The 18948-nt window shown below is 62.4% G+C and carries 18 protein-coding genes; 5 read left to right on the forward strand and 13 right to left on the reverse strand.

The window, feature by feature from the left end:
* Positions 1-47: 47 nt before the first annotated feature.
* From PMI24_RS26135 to PMI24_RS26150, 4 genes are read right to left on the reverse strand one after another with little or no spacing between them, the layout of a single operon-like run.
* Positions 48-1100, reverse strand: coding sequence for an extracellular solute-binding protein (locus tag PMI24_RS26135; protein ID WP_007959451.1), 1053 nt, complete (start codon positions 1098-1100; stop codon positions 48-50).
* Positions 1101-1118: 18 nt separating this feature from the next.
* Positions 1119-1907 carry an ABC transporter permease gene (locus PMI24_RS26140; protein ID WP_007959453.1) on the reverse strand — a complete coding sequence of 263 codons (789 nt, stop codon included), beginning with the start codon at positions 1905-1907 and terminating at the stop codon, positions 1119-1121.
* On the reverse strand, positions 1904-2821 hold the full coding sequence (locus PMI24_RS26145) for an ABC transporter permease (RefSeq protein ID WP_007959454.1): 918 nt from the start codon (positions 2819-2821) through the stop codon (positions 1904-1906). Before PMI24_RS26145 ends, PMI24_RS26140 begins: the two co-directional genes overlap by 4 nt.
* Position 2822: 1 nt before the next feature.
* Positions 2823-3908, reverse strand: a complete 1086-nt coding sequence (locus tag PMI24_RS26150; RefSeq protein WP_007959455.1) for an ABC transporter ATP-binding protein — start codon at positions 3906-3908, stop codon at positions 2823-2825.
* Positions 3909-4048: 140 nt separating this feature from the next.
* Here PMI24_RS26150 and PMI24_RS26155 point away from each other — a divergent pair, with 140 nt between their 5' ends.
* The 3 genes from PMI24_RS26155 (at position 4049) to PMI24_RS26165 (ending at position 9642) form a co-directional block, all read left to right on the forward strand.
* Positions 4049-4738 (forward strand): GntR family transcriptional regulator, encoded by a 690-nt coding sequence (locus tag PMI24_RS26155; RefSeq protein WP_007959456.1) that lies wholly within the window; start codon positions 4049-4051, stop codon positions 4736-4738.
* A 132-nt stretch (positions 4739-4870) separates the two neighbouring features.
* Entirely contained in the window at positions 4871-6982 is a 2112-nt protein-coding gene (locus PMI24_RS26160; protein ID WP_007959457.1) for a PAS domain-containing hybrid sensor histidine kinase/response regulator, read from the forward strand.
* Positions 6983-7011: 29 nt separating this feature from the next.
* The gene (locus tag PMI24_RS26165) at positions 7012-9642 is read left to right on the forward strand and encodes an excinuclease ABC subunit UvrA (RefSeq protein WP_007959458.1); all 2631 of its coding nucleotides are present in this window, start codon (positions 7012-7014) and stop codon (positions 9640-9642) included.
* A gap of 47 nt (positions 9643-9689) precedes the next feature.
* On the opposite strand, the gene PMI24_RS26170 is transcribed toward PMI24_RS26165, so the two are convergent.
* The 7 genes from PMI24_RS26170 to PMI24_RS26200 all read right to left on the reverse strand — a co-directional run bounded on the left by PMI24_RS26170 (position 9690) and on the right by PMI24_RS26200 (position 15877).
* A complete protein-coding gene (locus tag PMI24_RS26170) occupies positions 9690-11633 on the reverse strand; it encodes a response regulator (protein WP_007959459.1) in 1944 nt (647 codons plus the stop codon).
* On the reverse strand, positions 11623-12498 hold the full coding sequence (locus PMI24_RS26175) for a sensor histidine kinase (protein ID WP_007959460.1): 876 nt from the start codon (positions 12496-12498) through the stop codon (positions 11623-11625). Before PMI24_RS26175 ends, PMI24_RS26170 begins: the two co-directional genes overlap by 11 nt.
* On the reverse strand, positions 12491-13501 hold the full coding sequence (locus tag PMI24_RS26180) for an ATP-binding protein (protein WP_007959461.1): 1011 nt from the start codon (positions 13499-13501) through the stop codon (positions 12491-12493). Before PMI24_RS26180 ends, PMI24_RS26175 begins: the two co-directional genes overlap by 8 nt.
* Positions 13498-13902, reverse strand: a complete 405-nt coding sequence (locus PMI24_RS26185; protein WP_007959462.1) for an anti-sigma regulatory factor — start codon at positions 13900-13902, stop codon at positions 13498-13500. Before PMI24_RS26185 ends, PMI24_RS26180 begins: the two co-directional genes overlap by 4 nt.
* Entirely contained in the window at positions 13899-14261 is a 363-nt protein-coding gene (locus PMI24_RS26190) for an STAS domain-containing protein (RefSeq protein WP_007959463.1), read from the reverse strand. Before PMI24_RS26190 ends, PMI24_RS26185 begins: the two co-directional genes overlap by 4 nt.
* A 3-nt stretch (positions 14262-14264) precedes the next feature.
* Positions 14265-15116, reverse strand: coding sequence for an STAS domain-containing protein (locus PMI24_RS26195; protein ID WP_007959464.1), 852 nt, complete (start codon positions 15114-15116; stop codon positions 14265-14267).
* A gap of 239 nt (positions 15117-15355) precedes the next feature.
* Positions 15356-15877, reverse strand: a complete 522-nt coding sequence (locus PMI24_RS26200; protein ID WP_007959465.1) for a DUF4142 domain-containing protein — start codon at positions 15875-15877, stop codon at positions 15356-15358.
* Positions 15878-16082: 205 nt separating this feature from the next.
* On the opposite strand from PMI24_RS26200, the gene PMI24_RS26205 reads away from it, so the two are divergent.
* The gene (locus PMI24_RS26205) at positions 16083-16325 is read left to right on the forward strand and encodes a YdcH family protein (protein WP_007959466.1); all 243 of its coding nucleotides are present in this window, start codon (positions 16083-16085) and stop codon (positions 16323-16325) included.
* A gap of 109 nt (positions 16326-16434) precedes the next feature.
* Positions 16435-16605 carry a hypothetical protein gene (locus PMI24_RS29405; protein WP_007959467.1) on the forward strand — a complete coding sequence of 57 codons (171 nt, stop codon included), beginning with the start codon at positions 16435-16437 and terminating at the stop codon, positions 16603-16605.
* A 15-nt stretch (positions 16606-16620) separates the two neighbouring features.
* Here the strand turns inward: PMI24_RS29405 and PMI24_RS26210 are convergent, their stop codons facing one another.
* Both PMI24_RS26210 and PMI24_RS26215 read right to left on the reverse strand, forming a co-directional pair.
* Positions 16621-17697, reverse strand: a complete 1077-nt coding sequence (locus PMI24_RS26210; RefSeq protein ID WP_007959468.1) for an SMP-30/gluconolactonase/LRE family protein — start codon at positions 17695-17697, stop codon at positions 16621-16623.
* A complete protein-coding gene (locus PMI24_RS26215) occupies positions 17694-18839 on the reverse strand; it encodes a sterol desaturase family protein (RefSeq protein WP_007959469.1) in 1146 nt (381 codons plus the stop codon). The genes PMI24_RS26210 and PMI24_RS26215 overlap by 4 nt, the downstream gene beginning before the upstream one ends.
* Positions 18840-18948 lie beyond the last annotated feature (109 nt).

An 18948-nucleotide genomic window follows, 5' to 3' on the forward strand; every position in this document is an offset into this window, starting at 1 on the left:
GAGCGAGCCTGCTCGCGATGGCCGCGACGCGGTCTTGAGTCAGGCAATCAACCCTTGAGCTTCGACCAAATCCGATCCTGCAGCTCCCGCGCCTTGTTGCTGCATTCCTTCTCCGGCCGCAGTCGCGAGGCGTATTCCTCGGGCATGTTGATCGCGTCCATGACCTTCCATTTCGCATCCAGCAACTGATCGCTCTGAATCCCGTTGGCATAGGCAATCGCGTTGGACACGGCCGCCGCGTTCTCGGGCTTCATCATCCAGTCGATGAAGATCTTCGCGTTGCCCGGATGCGGCGCGCTTTTCGGTACGGCGAAGTTGTCCTGAAACATCGCCAGGCCTTCTTTCGGATACACGTATTTGATCGTGCTCTTCTGCAAGGTGGCGCGGGCTGTCGAGCCGTTCCAGTTCTGCATCATGATCACTTCGCCCGAGGCCATGCGGTCGACCGTGTTGTCGGAGCTGTACATCTTCAAGAACGGTTTCTGCTTTTGCAGCAGCTCGAGGATGCGTTTGGCGTCCTGCGGGTTTTCCGTGCATTCGTCGACGTTGAGGTAATGGCTGGCGGCGTTGATCACGCTGCTGGAGGTGTCGAGGGCGGCGAGCTGGCCTTGCAGCTCCTTGCGCGGTTCGAAGAATTCTTTCCACGAGTCGTCGAGCTTGCCGCCCGGCACCCGTGCGCTGTCATAGGAAAAACCGGTGGTGCCCCACAGATACGGCGCCGAAAACTTGCGGCCCGGGTCGAAGCTCGGGTCGCGGAACGGGCCTTTGACGTACTGGAAGTTGTTCAGGCTCGGAGCGTCGATTTCCAGCAGCAGGTCCTGCTTGATCAGCGTCTGCATGATCGACTGCGACGGCACGATCACGTCATACGCCGCGCCGCCGGCCTGCAACTTGGCGAGCAGGGTTTCGTTGCTGTCATAGCCGTCCATGGTGACCTTGATCCCGGTTTCCTTTTCGAACTTGGCCAGCAGGTCCACCGGGTAGTAATCGGTCCAGTTGTAGAAGAACAATTGCTTGGGCTCGGCGGCGTGGGCGCTGAACGCGGTGAAACAACTCAGGGCCAGACCGGAAATTGCCAAACGCATGCTTTTGGTTTTCATGAACAGAGCGCTCCAGGTTTATTGTTGTTTGCCGCGTTGGCCAAGCCAGAAGGCCAGCACCACGAGCACGATGGAAATCACCAGCATCAGGGTCGAAATCGCGTTGATCTCGGGCGTCACACCGGCCTTGATCGCCGAGAAGATGTACACCGGCAACGTGGTCGAACCGGGCCCGGCGACGAAGAAGGTCATGATGAAATCGTCGAGGCTGACCACGAACGCCAGCACCGAACCGGACAACACCGCCGGCCACAACAGCGGCAAGGTCACGCGGCGGAACACCTGCCACGGATTGGCGTACAGATCGTTGGCGGCTTCCAGCAGGCTCTTGTCCAGATCGTTGAGCCGTGCGCGGATCGGCAGGTAGGCGAACGGAATGCAGAAGCCGATGTGCGCGACGATCACCGTCATCAGCCCGAGCTTGATCCCCAACGCCATGAACAGCAGCAGGGTGGCCACGGCGGTGACGATCTCCGGCAGGATCAGCGGCAGGTTGATCCCGCCTTCGACCATTTTCTGTCCGTAGAACGGCCGGTAAGTCGCCAGCGCCGCCAGCAGTGCAATCGTCGTGGCGCATACGGTGGCGATGGTCGCGACGATGATCGAGTTCAGCGCCGCCGTCTGGATCGACGGGTTGGCCAGGATCCGCCCGTACCAGGCGAACGAGAACTCTGTCCACACCGTCGCCGAGCGGTTGGCGTTGAAGCTGTAGGCGATCAACACCAGGATCGGCACGTACAGGTACGCGAGGATCAGCAGGCTGATTTCCCGGGTCGCCGGGAGTTTTTTCAGGTGCAGAGAGATCATGCTTTCGCTCCCCGGTTCAGGGTTTTCGCCGCGCTGCGGCTGTAGAGGGCGTAGAGCACCAGTGACAACAGCAGAATTCCCAGCAACAGGAACGACAGCGAGCTGCCCAGCGGCCAGTTACGCGCGGTGCCGAATTGCTGCTGGATCAGGTTGCCGATCATCAGGGTCTTGCCGCCGCCGAGGATCGCCGGGGTGATGAAGGCGCCAAGGCTCGGCACGAACACCAGCAACGCACCGGCAATCACCCCGGGCATCGACAGCGGCAGGATGATCCGCCGCAGTGCGTGCCAGCGGTTGGCGCCCAGGTCGTAGGCGGCTTCCACCAGACGCCAGTCGAGTTTTTCCAGGGTCGAGTAGATCGGCAAAATCATGAACGGCAGGAAGCTGTAGACCAGACCGACGCTGACCGCGAAGTCGTTGTAGAGCAGGGTGATGCCGCCGGCACTCGGGAACAGCGCGTTGAGGCTCTGGGCGACCCAGCCCTGTTCACGCAGGATGATCAGCCACGCGTAGTTGCGGATCAGCAGGTTGGTCCAGAACGGAATGGTGATGAGCAACACCATCAGGTTGCGCCGGCGCGGAGTCAGGCTCGACATCCACAGCGCCACCGGAAACCCGAACAGAAAGCACAACACCGTGGTGCCACCGGCCTGGAACACCGAGCGCAACAGCGCCTGGGCGTAGACCCAGTTCAGTTCCAGTTCACCGTCGAAACCTTCCTGGAAAAACAGCTGCACGTAACTCTGCAATTGCCATTGGGCCTGCCAGTCAACGCCGCCGTAGGTGTTGCGCGGCAGCAGGCTGATGTAGCCCATGATGCCCAGCGGAATGGCGATCAGGGCGAGCAGGGTCAACACCACCGGGCTGAGCAACAGCGCGCGGTTGAGAGAGGGGGAAGTGCTGCTGACGCTCATCTCAGGCCTCCATCAACAAGCAGGCCTGGGGCGGCAGGTGCACCGCCACGCGTTCACCGACCGCACGACAAGCGCTCAGGCCCTCGTTGTTTTCCCGCAGCATGACTTTGATGTCGTTGTTCAAACGGCACTGGTACAGGGTCGCGGTGCCGACATACAGCACCGCCTCGATCACCCCGCGCAGATGATGCGGTTGATCTGCCGCGACCAGTTGCGAGCGCTCGGGCCGAAACGCCAGTTGCACGCTGCTGCCGCTGACGCCCTGTGGCGGGCAGGGGATTTCCACCGGCATGCCGTTGGGCACGAAGATGTTTTCGTTGTGCTCGCCGCGCTTGAGCTGGCCGGGGAGAAAATTGATGTCGCCGATGAACTGGGCGACGAACCGGTGCTGCGGACGTTCATAGATGTCGGTCGGGGTGCCGATCTGCAGGATCTTGCCGGCGGACATCACCGCGATCCGGTCGGACAGGGTCAGGGCTTCTTCCTGATCGTGGGTGACGAAGATGAAGGTAATGCCGGCTTCTTGCTGCACGCGTTTGAGTTCGACCTGCATTTCCTTGCGCAGCTTCAGGTCCAGTGCCGACAGCGGCTCGTCGAGCAACAGCACTTTCGGCTTCGGCGCCAGGGCCCGGGCCAGAGCCACGCGCTGTTGCTGGCCGCCGGATAATTCCGCCGGTTTGCGCCCGGCCAGGTGCTCCATCTGCACCAGCGCGAGCATTTCATCGACCCGTCCGGGAATCGTCTTGCGATCAAGACCCTGCATCTCGAGGCCGAAGGCGATATTCTGCGCGACACTCATGTGCGGAAACAGCGCGTAACTCTGGAACACCGTGTTGACCCGACGCTTGAACGGCGGCAGGTGATTGACCGTTTCGCCCGCCAGACGGATCTCGCCGTCGCTGACGTGTTCGAAACCGGCGATGGTGCGCAGCAGGGTGGTCTTGCCGCAGCCCGAAGGGCCGAGGAGGGTGAAGAACTCGTTGTCGGCGATGTTCACCGACACGTTGTCGAGGACTGGCGCCAGGCCAGGGTCATCAGAATACCGCTTGGATACGTTACGCACTTCAATGGCTATTGGTTGACCCATAATGGTGCAATCCTCTAATTATTGTATGCAATATCTGAATGCAATTTAGAAATACCCGGATTAATCTGCTGGCGCAACCCCCCATTTCCCTGACTGAGTCGTTCGTCGGGCAGCGTTGCCAGCATTGAAGGAGTTTTTGAATGACCGAGAAGAAAACGGAAACCACGGTCGACCGCGTCTACCAAGGGGTTTACGAGGCGATCAGCAAGCGCTCGCTGCGTCCGGGAATGAAGCTGGGCGAGGCGTCGCTGGCGGAATTGTTCAATGTCAGCCGCACGTCGGTTCGTGCCGCGCTCAAGCAACTGGAGGCCGACGGACTGGTCACCACCGAGCCCAATAAAGGTGCATCGGTGTCGCTGCCCAGTGATGAAGAGATCCGTTCGCTGTTCGAAACCCGGCGCCTGATCGAGATCGGCATCGTCACCGAACTGTGCCGGCGCAAGGACTCTGCGGTGATGCAGGACTTGCGCGATCACTTGCTGCTGGAAGACGAAGCCCATGAAGCGGGCGATCACGAGCGGCTGATTCACCTGCTCGGCGAGTTCCACATCAAACTGGCCCGCAGCCTCAACAACCCGGTGTTGCTCGACTGGTTCCAGAAGCTGATTTCCCGCGCCTCGCTGTACGCCGCCGCGCTGGATGACGACAGCCACGAAGCCTGCCGCGACGACGAACATCTGCGGCTGATCGAGTACATCGAGGCCGGCAACCAAAGCGCGGCGATCGAGCTGACCTGCATGCACCTGGACGGCATCCAGAAGGCGATTCTCGACGTCGCTGCGAAGCTCAAGACCGGCTACCATCCGCTCAAACACCTGATCGAAGTCTGAACGTCGAGCCGGGGTGAAATCGGCTATACCTCTAATGAAACCATCGCTGCCCGGCGCGCTCGAAACAGACGGGCGCGGCGCTTGAACGCGCAGCGATAGAACCGGACCCACCACAAGGCGTTGAAGCAGCCGATGCAGTTTTTATCCGATAGCCATGGGTGTGACGGCTGGCAAGGCGAGATGGCCGGGCGAATCCGTGCGTTCGACTGGAGCGGCACGGATCTGGGCCCCCTCGAAACCTGGCCGGCCAGCCTGTGCAGCACGGTCCAGCTGATGCTGGCCTCGCCGCTGCCGATGGTCATGCTCTGGGGCCATGCCGGTTACATGATCTACAACGACGCCTATTCCCGATTCGCCGGCGGCCGCCATCCGTACCTGCTCGGATCACCGGTGGAACTGGGCTGGCCGGAGGTCGCCGATTTCAACCGGCATGTGGTCGACACCTGTCTGGCGGGCGGCACGCTTGAGTACCGCAACAAGGTGCTGGTGCTGCTGCGCGATGGTGTGCCCGAAGACGTCTGGCTCGATTTGTATTACAGCCCGGTGGCCAACGATGCCGGCGTGCCTTCGGGCGTGATGGCGATGGTGGTGGAAACCACCGAACTGGTGCAGTCAGAACGGTTGCGCCAGGCAGCCGAAGACGCCTACCGCGCCGACAACGAACGGGTGCGCCTGGCACTGAACGCCGGGGCACTGCTTGGCTCGTTTGTCTGGGACGTCAGGAACAACGTGCTGTCCGCCGACGAGCGATTTGCCCGCACATTCTCCTTTCCGCCGGATCAGGACCTGACCAACCTGCCGCAGCACATTGCCGAAGCGCACATTCATCCCGATGACCGCCCCTGGGTGCAGGAGTGCGTCGAAAACTCGGTGCGCACCGGCGAACCGTACAACGCTGAATACCGTGTGATCCGCGCCGATGGCAGCTTCCTCTGGGTGCTGGCCAGCGGTTGCTGCGAGTTCGACGAGCAGGGCCAGCCGTTTCGTTTCCCCGGCGTGTTGATCGACATCCACGAACGCAAGATCGCCGAAGAATCCCTGCTCAAGTTCACCCGTAACCTCGAACAGCGTGTGGCGAATGAGGTCGAGGCGCGGCTCAGTGCCGAAGAGCAACTGCGCCAGTCGCAGAAACTCGAAGCCATCGGCGGGCTTACCGGTGGCGTGGCCCATGACTTCAACAACCTGCTGCAAGTGATCGCCGGCAATTTGCACCTGCTGGCGCGGCATGAGCCGAACAACGCCAACGTCCAGCGCCGGGTCAGCGCCTCGCTGGCAGCGGTGGAACGTGGCGCCAAGCTGTCCTCGCAATTGCTCGCGTTTGCCCGTCGCCAGCCGCTGTCGCCGGCGGTGTGCAATCCACGGCAGATCTTCGAAGGCGTCGGCGAGTTGCTGCAACGGGCGCTGGGCGAAACCATTCAGATCGACGTGCAATTGCCGGACGAACCGTGGCACATCAATGTCGACCGCAATCAACTGGAAAACGCCATTCTCAATCTGGCGATCAATGCCCGGGACGCCATGAAAGGCGAGGGCACGATTGTGCTCGGCGCCGCCAACCTTTCACTGGATCGGGCGTTCTGTTCGGGCAAGGGCATCGTGCCGGGGGATTTCGTCCGGGTTTCGGTCAGTGACAGCGGCGTCGGCATTGCCCCGCACATGCTCGAGCAGGTGTTCGAACCGTTCTTCACCACCAAGGCCGACGGCCAAGGCACCGGCCTCGGCTTGAGCATGGTGTTCGGCTTCGTCAAACAGAGCGGCGGGCATGTCGAGATCGACAGCCAGGTGGGCCAGGGCACGCGCGTGCAGTTGTACTTCCCGCGCAGCCTGCGAGCGGTGGGTCAAGCGGCACCCAGCGTGGAGAAACCCCTCACGGGCGGACACGAGACGATCCTGGTGGTCGAGGACAACGAAGCGGTGCGCACTTCGGCGGTCGAGCTGTTGCGCGAAGAAGGTTATCGCGTGCTGACCGCCGGCAATGGCGACGCGGCCATGCAGATATTGATGGAAGGCGCTCGGGTCGACCTGATCTTCACCGACGTGGTCATGCCCGGTCTGATCAAGAGCTCCGATCTGGCGGCGTGGGCCAAGGTGCAGATGCCGCCAGTGGCGGTGCTGTTCACCTCGGGCCACACCCGCGACATCATCTCGCGCAACCACCAGCTCAGCCCCGACACCCACTTGCTCGGCAAGCCTTACGGCCCTGAAGCGCTGTTGCAGATGATCCGTTCCGTGCTCAGTGCCTGAGCTTCGAATCCCCTGACCAAGGCTGGCCAATGACCTCCAAGCGCAGCTCCAATTCCGCCGCCGGCATGGTTCGCGTGCGCGGCGCCCGTGAACACAACCTGAAGAACGTCGACGTCGATATCCCCCGTGATGCGCTGGTGGTGTTCACCGGCGTGTCGGGTTCGGGCAAGTCGTCGCTGGCGTTTTCAACGTTGTATGCCGAAGCCCAGCGGCGCTATTTCGAATCGGTGGCGCCCTATGCGCGGCGGCTGATCGATCAGGTCGGCGTGCCGGATGTCGATTCCATTGAGGGCCTGCCGCCAGCCGTGGCCCTGCAGCAACAACGCGGCACGCCGAGCACGCGCTCATCGGTGGGCAGCGTGACCACGTTGTCCAGCCTGATCCGCATGCTCTACTCGCGCGCCGGCAGCTACCCACCGGGCCAGCCGATGCTGTATGCCGAGGATTTTTCACCGAACACACCACAAGGCGCGTGCCCGGAGTGCCATGGACTGGGCCGGGTTTACGAGGTGACCGAGGCGTTGATGGTTCCGGATCCGGAGCTGACCATTCGCCAGCGCGCCGTGGCCTCCTGGCCCTTGGCCTGGCAGGGGCAGAACCTGCGCGACATCCTGGTGACCATGGGCATCGACGTCGATATTCCATGGCGCAAACTGCCGAAAAAACAGCGCGACTGGATCCTCTTCACCGAGGAAACACCGACGGTTCCGGTGTACGCCGGGCTGACGCCGGAAGAAACCCGCGTCGCCCTCGAGCGCAAGATGGAGCCGAGTTATCAAGGCACGTTCACCGGCGCCCGGCGCTACATCCTGCACACCTTCACCCATTCGCAAAGCGCGCTGATGAAGAAGCGCGTGTCGCAATTCATGCTCGGCAGCCTGTGCCCGTTGTGCGATGGCAAACGCCTCAAGCGCGAGGCGCTGTCGGTGACGTTTGCCGGGCATGACATCGGCGAGCTGTCGCGGATGCCGCTGCTGCAAGTCGCCGAAGTCTTGAAACCGGTGGCGGACGCGAGCTGGCTGGAACACGCCGATGAAACCGGCGAAACCCTGACCCACAGCCAGACCCGCGAAGCCCGCCAGGAGCGCGTGGCCCACGGCGCCAGCGGCCACGCCAACGCGCCTGACGTACGCCATACGCCGAACCTGTCGCTGGAAAAACGCCTGGCCGCGCAGCGCATTGCCGAGGACTTGCTGGACCGGGTCAGCACCCTGACCGATCTCGGCCTCGGTTATCTGGCCCTGGAGCGCAGCACGCCGACCCTGTCGTCCGGCGAGTTGCAACGCCTGCGATTGGCCACCCAACTGGGCTCGCAATTGTTCGGCGTGATCTACGTGCTCGACGAACCCTCCGCCGGCCTGCACCCGGCTGACGGCGAGGCCCTGTTCGAGGCCTTGCAGCGCCTGAAGGCCGACGGCAACAGCGTGTTTGTGGTCGAGCACGATCTGGACACCATGCGCCGTGCCGACTGGCTGATCGATGTCGGCCCGGCGGCAGGCGAAAAGGGCGGGCAGATTCTCTACAGCGGCACGCCGCCGGGGCTGGCGGCGATCGAACACTCGCAGACCCGTGCCTACCTGTTCGCCGAACAGCAACGGTCGACCCGTGCCGCGCGCAAGCCTTCTGGGTGGCTGAAGCTAGATGGCGTCACCCGCAACAATCTCAATAACCTCAGCGCCGAATTTCCACTGGGCTGTTTCACCTCGGTCACCGGTGTCTCCGGTTCCGGCAAGTCGAGCCTGGTCAGCCAGGCGCTGCTGGAACTGGTCGGCGCGCAGCTTGGGCGCAGCGTCAGTGACGCCGAGCCGGAAGAACTCAATCTGGAAGACGATACCCCGACCGCCAGCACCGGCCAGGTCAGCGCCGGGCTGGAGTCGATAAAACGTCTGGTGCAGGTCGATCAGAAACCCATCGGTCGCACCCCGCGTTCGAATCTGGCGACCTACACCGGGTTGTTCGACAACGTGCGCAAGTTGTTCGCCGCAACCAGCGAGGCGAAAGCCGCGGGTTACGACGCCGGGCAGTTTTCCTTCAACGTCGCCAAGGGCCGTTGCCCGACCTGTGAAGGCGAGGGGTTTGTCAGTGTCGAATTGCTGTTCATGCCCAGCGTGTATGCGCCGTGCCCGACCTGCCACGGCGCGCGTTACAACCCCGAGACGTTGGCCATCCTCTGGCAGGGCTTGAGCATCGCGCAGGTGCTGCAACTGACGGTGGACGAGGCGGTGACGGTGTTTGCCGAGCAGCCGGCGATCCGCCGTTCGCTGGAGGTGCTGCGAGACATCGGCCTCGGTTACTTGCGCCTCGGGCAACCGGCGACCGAGTTGTCCGGCGGCGAAGCCCAGCGGATCAAACTGGCCACCGAGCTGCAACGCAACCAGCGCGGTGCGACGTTGTATGTGCTGGATGAACCGACCACCGGGCTGCACCCGCGAGACGTTGACCGCTTGCTGGAACAACTGGATACGCTGGTGACGGCAGGGCACACGGTGATCGTGGTCGAGCATGAAATGCGCGTGGTGGCGCAGAGCGACTGGGTGATCGACATCGGCCCGGGTGCGGGGGATCAGGGCGGCAAGATCGTCGTGGCCGGGACGCCGCAGAAAGTGGCGGCGAGCAAGAAGAGCCGGACTGCGCCGTTTCTCATCCGAGCCTTGAGCTAATACTCACTCTTGTGGGAGCGAGCAAGCTCGCTCCCACAGGGAGAGTGTCAGGCGCCGTCGAGCGTTCGGCGTACCTTGTCCAGCAACTCACGGATCTGGAACGGTTTGACCAGCATGTCCATGCCCGCACCGAGAAACACTTGGCGGTTGATCGCGGTTTCCGCGTAACCGGTCATGAACAGGATCGGCAACCCCTCACGCCAGCCCCGGGCAACGTCCGCCAGTTCGCGACCGCTCATGCGCGGCAGGCCGACGTCGGTCAGCAGCAGGTTGATCGACGGATCGTTCTGCAGGCGTTCCAGTGCGGTTTCGATATCGCCGGCCTGGGTGCAACGGTAACCGGCGTCCTCCAGCACTTCGGTGACGAACAGCCGCACCGACGGCATGTCTTCGACGATCAGCACATGCTCACCGGAACCCTGCGGGTCGACCACGGGAGGCACCAGATCGGCAGCGGTCGGGTCGGTGGTCGCCGGCAGCATGATCGTTACCTCAGTACCGCGTCGCGCCACGCTGCGGATGTGCGCATCGCCACCGGACTGGCGGGCGAAACCGTAGATCGTCGACAGCCCCAGCCCGGTGCCCTGGCCCAGCGGTTTGGTGGTGAAAAACGGTTCGAACACCTTGCCGATCACGCTGTGCTCGATGCCGGTACCGTCATCGCGCACCGACAGCGCCACGTAGGAGCCATCGGTGAGGTTCGGGTCGCCGTGGGAGTACGCGGCGTAAGTGCTGACCCAGATATTGCCGCCCTGAGGCAGCGCGTCCCGGGCATTGATCACCAGGTTGAGCACCGCACTTTCCAGCTGGATCGGGTCGACCAGCGCAATCGCAGGTTTGGTGGTCAGCTCAAGCTTGAGGGCGATGCGTTCGCCGATGGTGCGCACCAGCAGTTCTTCGAGCGAACGCACGTGTTCGTTGATGTCCACCGGGCGGGTGTCGAGCGGTTGCTGGCGGGCGAAAGCCAGCAGGCGATGGGTGAGCGAGGCCGCGCTCATCGCCGAGTTCAGGGCGGCTTCGGCATAGAACTGGACCTTGTCCGGGCGGGCATCGGCGACGCGTTTCTGGATCAGTTCGAGGCTGGTGATGATCCCGGTCAGCAGGTTGTTGAAGTCATGGGCGATGCCGCCGGTGAGTTTGCCCAGCGCATCCATTTTCTGCACTTGCAGCAGCTGCGATTCGGCGCGGACCCGGTCGGCGACTTCCTTGGCCAGTTGCGTGGTGGTGTCGTCCAGCCGCGCCAGGTGCGAGCGTTCGCGGTGACGGTGCTCGGTGACGTCTTCGACGAACACCAGGCTCAGTCTCGGCGTGCGATAGGGTGAAATCTGCCACTCGGTTTCGCGTATCTCGCCCTGCACACGCATGTTCAGCGTGCCTTTCCAGCGCTCGCCATCCTCCAGCCGCAGGCGCAGTTCGTCGAGGATCGCGCTCTGATCCTCGGCGAAGCATTCGCTGAGGGTCTGCGGGTCGTGGTTGTCCTGGATCAGTTGGGAGAAGGCGTGGTTGCACTCGTGGACTTTCAGGTCGGCGTCGAGCACCGCGATGGGCGCGGAGATGTTGACGAAAATCTCGCGGAAACGCGCCTCGCTTTCGCGTAGGGCGTTCTCCGTGTCGCGCACTCGCAGCAGGGTGCGCAGCGTTGCCAGCAGCACATCGGGATCGACCGGGTGAATCAGGTAGGCATCGGCCCCGGCATCGAGGCCGGTGATGATGTCGCCGGTCTGGATCGACGCCGCCGACACGTGGATCACCGGGAGCAGAGCGGTGCTCGGGTCGGCGCGCAATTCACGGACGATGTCGAACCCGCTCATGTCCGGCAGGTTGACGTCTAGAATCAGCGCATCAAGCGACTGACTGGCGATCAGGGCCAGACCATCGCCGCCGGTGCCGGCCTCGAGCACTTCGTAACCGTGTCGCTCCAGGCGTCGGCGCAAGGCGTAGCGGGTGGCGACGTTGTCATCGACGATCAACAGACGGATGTCATGTTTCATCGACGTTCTCCTGGGCAATCGCCAGCGGAATGATCACGAAAAAGCTTGAACCCACACCCGGCGTACTTTCGACACCGACCTCGCCACCGAGCAATTCGGCGAAACGCTTGCACAGCGACAGGCCGAGCCCGGTGCCACGCAGGCGTTTTTGCAGCGGTGAATCGACCTGGGAAAAGTCTTCGAACAGGGTGCCGTGCAGCTCCGGGGCGATACCGATGCCGGTGTCGCTGACCGCAAATCGCACCTTGTCCTGACCCTCAAGCCGCGCCGAGACCCGGACTTCGCCACGGGTGGTGAATTTCAGCGAGTTGGAAATGAAGTTGCGCAGGATCTGCGCCAGCTTCTTGTCATCGGTGAAGAGGCGCGGCAGGCCTACCGGCTCTTCGAAAATCAGGTCTACGGCCGTGGCGTCGACAATCGGCCGGAACATCCCGCGCAGTGCGGCGAACAGATCGAACATGTCGAACCACGCCGGAGAAATGCTGATGCGCCCGGCCTCGATCTTCGCCAGATCGAGCAGGTCATCGACCATGTCGCTGAGTTCACGGGCGGCGCTGCTGACGAACGCGACCTGCTTGTGTTGTTCGGGGCTGAGCGGGCCGTCGAGCTCATCGGCCAGCAGGCTGTTGATGCTCAGGATCGAGCCCAGTGGCGTGCGGAACTCGTGGCTCATGTACGACAGGAAGCGGCTTTTCAGGTCCGAGGCTTGGCGCAGTTGTTCGGCCTGGGTGTCGAGTTCGGCGTACAGGGCGAGCACGCCCTGATTGGTCTCGTCGAGCTCTTCGCGCAGCGCAGCGGTTTCGCTCTGCAACTGGGCGATCAGCGCGGTCTGTTCTGCGCTGTTCAGGGTCGGGGACTCAGCCATGGGCGGCCTCCAGGGCAACGACCAGCACCGTTACATCGTCGCGCCCGCGACAGAAGTCGCGGTGCAGGACGGTGGCTATCACGGCGGGATGGCGATGCACCAGACCGGGGTAGTCTTGAAGGTTCCAACGGGACTGCAAGCCGTCGCTGTACATGATCAATAGATGTCCGTTCACGTGAGCATAGTCAAAGGGCTGGGCTTTTCGGTATTGGCCGCCGACGATCCCCGGGTGCGAGGCCAGTCCGCGGGATTTGTCGGAGGCGATCAGGCTTGCACCGATGTTGCCGATCCCGGCGAACGTCAGGCTGGCCCGGTCGGCGTGAAACTGCGCGAATGCCACTGCGCCGCCACGTGTCCCGATCATTTCGCGGTGCATGTCTTCCATCAGAACCGTTGGCGCACCGAACGGGGTGAGAGCAAAGGCTTTTTCGCCTGCACGGGCCGCACGCTCGGCGTCTTCGCCATGGCCCAGACCATCGACGATCAGGGCACTGATGTCACTGCCGTGAATCGCCAGATGCCAGACGTCGCCGCAGGCCGGATCGTTGTGCAGCGAGTGCTGGCTGACACCATATGGCAGATCCGCCTGGCGGTCGCTGCGCGGATATAGACGAGCCAGCAGCACCGCGCCGCGATGATCGGCAAACACATCGAATACATCGGCCTGTCGTGCGACCGCACCCAGACCAATGCCCTGGGTGCCACCGGTTGAGAAACCGTCCGCCAGACACGCGTCCAGATCAAACCCCTGGGCACGGTCGACTGCAATCATCTCGATGCCGGCGTCGCCCTGACGGGGCAACAGGCGCAGGTGCAATTCACCGCGCCCGGCATGCTTGAGCACATTGCTCGCCAGTTCAGTGGCTACCAGCGCCACGCGCCCCGCGTCGCTGTCGCCGAAACCGTGCTGTTCGGCCAGCCGCTGCGCCGTGCGCCGGGCATGGCCGATCTGGCTGCTGTCCTCGATCACCAACACCTGGGTCAGTGTCCCGCTGATATTCATGTCCATCGGGTGATCGTTATGCGAGTGCCTTCACCGGGCGCAGTATCCAGTTCGAACTCATCCACCAGTCGCTTGGCCCCGGTCAACCCCAGGCCCAGACCACTGCCGGAGGTCCAGCCATCGGTCATCGCCAGTTTGATGTCGGCAATCCCCGGCCCCTCGTCGCGAAAGGTCAGGCGCAGGCCGACCTTGTGGTTGTCGTCGAGGATCTGCCAGTCCATGTCGCCGCCACCGCCGTAGACCATGGTGTTGCGCGCCAGCTCGCTGACGGCGGTCACCAGTTTGGTCAGGTCGATCAGGCGCATGCCGCATTCGGTGGCCAGTTTGCGCGCCTGTTGCCGGGCCAGCACCACGTCCTGTTCGATTTTGATCGGTTGGGTACCGCTACTGCGCACGGTCATTGCTGGCGTACTCGTTCCTGCAACAGTTTCATTCCGCGCTCGACGTTCAGCGCGGTGCTGACGCCCGGCAGGTTCAGGCCGAGTTCGACCAGCGTGATCGCCACCGCCGGTTGCATGCCGACGAGCATGGTTTCGGCGTCCATGATTTTCGACAGGCCGGAAATGGTGCCGATCATCCGGCCGATGAACGAATCGACCATGTCCAGCGCCGAGATGTCGATCAACACCCCACGCGCCGAGGTTTTGCTGATGCGTTCGGACAGATCGTCCTGGAGGGTGAGGGCGAGCTGGTCATGCATGTCGACCTGGATGGTCACCAGCAGGAAGTCGCCCATCTGAAGAATCGGGATACGTTCCATGGGTTAAACCGTCTTGGCGAGGGTGATGCCCAGGCGAGTCAGCGCCAGTTTCAAGGCATCGGCCAGATTGGCTTTGGTCACCACGCCTTGCAGGTCGAGGCCCAGGTGGACGATGGTCTGGGCGATCTGCGGACGCACGCCGCTGATGATGCAATCGGCACCCATCAGGCGAATCGCAGTCACGGTTTTCAGCAGGTGCTGGGCCACGAGGGTGTCGACGGTCGGCACGCCGGTGATGTCGATGATGGCGATTTCCGAACCGGTGTCGACGATGCGTTGCAGCAGCGACTCCATCACCACCTGGGTGCGTTGCGAGTCGAGGGTGCCGATCATCGGCAGGGCGAGAACGCCGTCCCACAGCTTGACCACGGGGGTCGACAGTTCCAGCAGTTCTTCCTGTTGACGCTTGATCACCGCTTCACGGGATTTCTGGAAGGTGCGGATGGTGTGCAGGCCGAAGGCGTCGAGCAGTTCGGAGATCTCCCACAGCTGTTCGGCCAGCAGCGCCGGTTGTTCCCGGTAATGACTTTGCAGCAAGGCGAACAGCGGGCCTTTGAGGGCGAAGATGAAACTGGCGGTCTGTTGCGAATCCTGACCGAGCAGGGCGCGGCTGTGGGAGAGCTTTTCGAGGAACTGGCGAGTAGGCTCCCAACCCGGCGCGGCGATATTGGTGCCGTTGTCGTTTTCCAGGCCGCTGACCACCAGTTGCAGGAACTCGCTGGTCTGCTGCTGCAAGTCGTGTTCCTTGAGATTGCGGGTGGCACCGCTATCGACCAGCCCTTGAGTCCATTCGCCCAGCAGCTGTGCCTGTTTGTTTTTCATCGCATCGAGTGTGCTGTTCTGCAGTGCTGCCATGTGCCTGTTGCTCCATTGCGAATTGGGGGCCGGTTCTTCGGAAAATGACCGGCGCGAAGTGAATGACCTTGGCCGTTCGAAATAGTTGTTCGTTCCCGCGATCATATTTTTGATCTACCGCACGGAACGCACCGATAACTCTAGTCGCCATGGCTGGCGGCGCTGATCTTTCGCGCAAAACAACGGGTCAAAAAAAGAGGCCGCGTCCAATGGAGGCGGCCTCTTGAGGTGTGTTGCGGTTACTTGCTCGGGTGTTTGGCCTGCAATTCCTTGGCGGCGGCCAGGTGTTTTTGCAGCCCCGGAAGCATTTTCTGGGCAAAGCCCTTGAGCTCAGTGGCGCCCTTGACCTTGTCGTCGGTCACGGTGTTGGCCTGTTTCTCGAACAGTTTGATGGCTTCTTCGTGGGCCTTGACCTGATTGTTGGCGTAGGCCGCATCAAACGATTCATCGCGCATGTCGAGGATTTTCTCCTTGGCCTGTTTGACCAGCGTCGTGGTGTCCGGCACTTCGATGTCGTTGGCCTTGGCAATCGTCGCCAGTTCGTCGTTGGCCTTGCCGTGGTCGGTGATCATCATGTTGGCGAAAGCCTTGATGTCGGCGGACTGGCTTTTTTCCAGCGCCAGGCGACTGGTTTCGATCTCGGCGATGCCGCCGGCCGCGGCGTTGTCGACAAAATCATTGTCGGTGGCGGCGAAGGCCGAGCCCATGCCGGTGCTCAACGCAACGGCCAGAAAAAGATGACGCAGTTTGAATCCGTCCATTGGTGTTTCTCCACGCAGGTTTTTGTGAGCGTTATTCAATGGAGGGACGAGCGCGGACGAAGGTTTTATCGGGTTTGCGACAGGGCGACGAACGGGCACCGCTGGTCTGACAGGTGGTCGACAGAACCGGTCAACCGAGGCCATTCTGATACTTGGCCAGCGCAATCGGTCGCGTTGGCTGCCGATCAACTGACGGAGGTGTTCCATGCCGGTGACTCATGATTTGTTACAGGACTTGAAACTTACGAAGGAAGAGATCCAGCAACGACGCACCGCGGATCCACATCTGGATGCACTGATCAACAAGTATTCCCAGGCGGACGCCGAAGTCGTCAAGGCCGAGACGGCGACCTCGGATGCACCCAGCGACGACACCCTGAAGAAACTCAAAGAGAAACGCCTGCAGGTCAAAGACAAGATCGTCGAGCAGTTGCAGGCCCGAACCTGACCGTCAGTCGCGCCACCGGCCTTCGGTGGTGAAACGACTGGAACGACAGCCCCGAACGGCACCTCGAATGTTCAGAGTCTTCACATAGCGACTCTCAGCGAGGTGCCTTATGAAAGATCCTAAATTCCCCAGTGAAGAGCAGGGTGCATTCGACCCGGTTCCCACGCATCCCGAGCCCAATAGCCCGGCGCACACCGTCCGTAATCCTGAAGAGGAACGCAAGAGCGAGGAAGTGCCGGAGGATGAGGATCCGGACAAGTTCGATCGGTCCAGTAACTGATGGCCCGCCATCGCCTCACTTCAAGGCTGCCTCCAGCGGCATCCGCGCCATGTGCGTGGCCTTCAGCGAGCCGAAATACAACCACTCGCCATATTCGCGAACCGTGGTGATCGGCGAGTAATTGCCGGCGCTGGCGTCCTGCAGATTGGCAATCACCTTGCCCTCCAGATCCAGCCCCAGCACGAACCCGCGCTTCTCCACCGGTTTGGGCACGACGGTCATCGCCCGGACGATCATCTTGCGTACGAACGGGTGTTCAGCGGTGCGATCCAGCAGCGAATTGCGCGGCGTGTACAGCGCCACCCAGAAACGGTCCCGGCCATTGAACGCGAGGTTGTCCGGCAGCCCCGGCAGGTTATCGATGAACAGATCGTGGGTGCCGGCCTTGGGCCCGGTCAGCCAATAGCGGCTGATGCGATAGGCGCCGGTTTCGTTGACCAGCACATAGGCGTCATCGGGGCCGAGTGTCACGCCGTTGGCGAATTCCAGTTTGTCGAGCAGCACGACGGTCTTGCCGGTCTGGAAGTCATAACGCAGCAGGCGTCCGTCGCCGCCGTGCTCGATGATCGCTTCGCCATCGTGGCCGTAACCCCAGCGACTCGAGGCATCGCTGAAGTAGGCGTAATGCCCGGACTTGTCGATGGCCACGTCATCGGTAAACCCGAACGGCAAGCCATTGGCTTCGGTGGTCAGCGCCACCAGCCGACCCTGCGCATCGAGCGACAGCAAACCCTTGACCCCGTCGGCGATCACCAGCAAACCGTTGGGATGCCGCGCCAGCCCCAGCGGCCGGCCGCCGGTATCTGCCAGCACCTTGCGTTGCTGACCGTCGAGGCTGGTGCGCAGCAGGCGTCCGTCGTGCAGCCCGGTGATTAGAAAGTCGTTTTCCAGCAGCAGCGCTTCCGGGCCTTCGATGTCGCTCGGGCCGACTTGCGCCGCGCTCTTGAGTCGCTGATTGTCAGCGAATTGGCCTTCGGTCAGCGAGGGCGCCGGTTGCGGCGTCCAGGCGACGGGGTTGACCTTGGTCGGCATCAACAGCAGAAAGGCCAGAACCCCGATAATCAGCAGCAACAGCAGATAACGCCATCTCACACGTGGGCTCCCGCGAGTGCCAGGTGCCGGGTCGCCATGTCACGCAGGGCCAGCATCGAAGCCGCCGATTCGCGATCGATGCGACGCTTGAGCAGCAGGTGGTTGGCGATGCGCAGGCCGATGCCTTCGAACTGGTAATCGAGGGTGCGCACGAACCGCGTGGCATCGTTTTGCGCCGAGCATTCGTAGGTCAGCAGCAACGAAAGACCCTGATCACCCTGGGCCCGCGCGCACCAGCGTCGACCGGGCAGGTATTCGGTGACTTCCCAGCGCAAATGCCCCTCGCGCCCACCGGCGTGGATGTCCTCGTCGAATCGCGCACCGGCATGTAACGCGCCGCTAGGGCCGTCGATCTTCAGCGAAGACGGGTGCCACTCCGGCCAGCGACTGACGGTGGCGGCGTAGGCGAGGACGGCGATCGGATCACCGACGATGTCGACTGTGTGCTGCATGCGGGTCATAGGCGTTCTCGAATCGGTGAGAGGGGCGGTTTCCGGCTCCCAGTAGAGGGTGCCGAACAGGTAGTCCATCAGCGGAAAAACGATATTGAAATTGCGCTCCTGCATGCGCTCGCGACGGTGATGCAGCTCATGCAGACGGCGCATCTGGCGGATCCACGGCAGGCGGGTCAGCGGGTTCTGCGGCGGCAGATGCTCGCAGGCGTGAAACACTTCATAGGTCAGGTAACCGAACACCATGCAGGCGCCGAAAAGTCCGGCAACGTTGCTGTTGACCTGCGCGAACAGCCACCACAGGGGCAGGGTGATCGCCAGCGTGTGCAGCACGATCAGCCAGGCGGGAAACAGGATCACCCGCCAGTCGCGGGCGCCGTCGTAGGTCATGTGGCCGGGGGTGAAGAAGCTGTGATGATCGCCGGCATGCCGGGCGTAGAACATCCGCGCGAAGCTCTTTTTATGATGGCCGAGGTGGCGGTGCACCATGTACACGCCGAAATTGAAGAACAGCAGGGTCAGCGGCACGGTCAGCCATTCCAGCGGCCGCACCTGGTGCACGCTACTCCAGAACGTGCCGATGGCCAGCACGCCGAACAGCAGCACGAACGCGCCGTGCAGCCACGGGTTGTAGCGGGGATGGATCGCCGCACGGTAGCGGCTGCGAAATGCCTCGGTGGTCTGCCTCACTGCGGTCACCTGCGGATATTGTCGTTATCCCGGCAGAGTAGCCGATCCCGCCGTTTGTGCAGGGGCAACCTTCAGGTCACAAGTGCCATGCTCCGGTGTAAAGCGGCCG

This window comes from Pseudomonas sp. GM25 (assembly GCF_000282255.1).
In the GTDB taxonomy this organism is placed as follows: Bacteria; Pseudomonadota; Gammaproteobacteria; order Pseudomonadales; family Pseudomonadaceae; genus Aquipseudomonas; species Aquipseudomonas aphyarum.

What these genes read in the sequence shown, in the direction of transcription:
- PMI24_RS26180 (WP_007959461.1), bottom strand. Translation starts at nt 13,501, where the DNA reads ATGAATATCAGCGGGACACTGACCCAGGTGTTGGTGATCGAGGACAGC.
- PMI24_RS26165 (WP_007959458.1), top strand. Translation starts at nt 7,012, where the DNA reads ATGACCTCCAAGCGCAGCTCCAATTCCGCCGCCGGCATGGTTCGCGTG.
- PMI24_RS26205 (WP_007959466.1), top strand. Translation starts at nt 16,083, where the DNA reads ATGCCGGTGACTCATGATTTGTTACAGGACTTGAAACTTACGAAGGAA.
- PMI24_RS26160 (WP_007959457.1), top strand. Translation starts at nt 4,871, where the DNA reads ATGCAGTTTTTATCCGATAGCCATGGGTGTGACGGCTGGCAAGGCGAG.
- PMI24_RS26190 (WP_007959463.1), bottom strand. Translation starts at nt 14,261, where the DNA reads ATGGAACGTATCCCGATTCTTCAGATGGGCGACTTCCTGCTGGTGACC.
- PMI24_RS26140 (WP_007959453.1), bottom strand. Translation starts at nt 1,907, where the DNA reads ATGATCTCTCTGCACCTGAAAAAACTCCCGGCGACCCGGGAAATCAGC.
- PMI24_RS26170 (WP_007959459.1), bottom strand. Translation starts at nt 11,633, where the DNA reads ATGAAACATGACATCCGTCTGTTGATCGTCGATGACAACGTCGCCACC.
- PMI24_RS26155 (WP_007959456.1), top strand. Translation starts at nt 4,049, where the DNA reads ATGACCGAGAAGAAAACGGAAACCACGGTCGACCGCGTCTACCAAGGG.
- PMI24_RS26175 (WP_007959460.1), bottom strand. Translation starts at nt 12,498, where the DNA reads ATGGCTGAGTCCCCGACCCTGAACAGCGCAGAACAGACCGCGCTGATC.
- PMI24_RS26150 (WP_007959455.1), bottom strand. Translation starts at nt 3,908, where the DNA reads ATGGGTCAACCAATAGCCATTGAAGTGCGTAACGTATCCAAGCGGTAT.
- PMI24_RS26195 (WP_007959464.1), bottom strand. Translation starts at nt 15,116, where the DNA reads ATGGCAGCACTGCAGAACAGCACACTCGATGCGATGAAAAACAAACAG.
- PMI24_RS26135 (WP_007959451.1), bottom strand. Translation starts at nt 1,100, where the DNA reads ATGAAAACCAAAAGCATGCGTTTGGCAATTTCCGGTCTGGCCCTGAGT.
- PMI24_RS26145 (WP_007959454.1), bottom strand. Translation starts at nt 2,821, where the DNA reads ATGAGCGTCAGCAGCACTTCCCCCTCTCTCAACCGCGCGCTGTTGCTC.
- PMI24_RS26200 (WP_007959465.1), bottom strand. Translation starts at nt 15,877, where the DNA reads ATGGACGGATTCAAACTGCGTCATCTTTTTCTGGCCGTTGCGTTGAGC.
- PMI24_RS26185 (WP_007959462.1), bottom strand. Translation starts at nt 13,902, where the DNA reads ATGACCGTGCGCAGTAGCGGTACCCAACCGATCAAAATCGAACAGGAC.
- PMI24_RS29405 (WP_007959467.1), top strand. Translation starts at nt 16,435, where the DNA reads ATGAAAGATCCTAAATTCCCCAGTGAAGAGCAGGGTGCATTCGACCCG.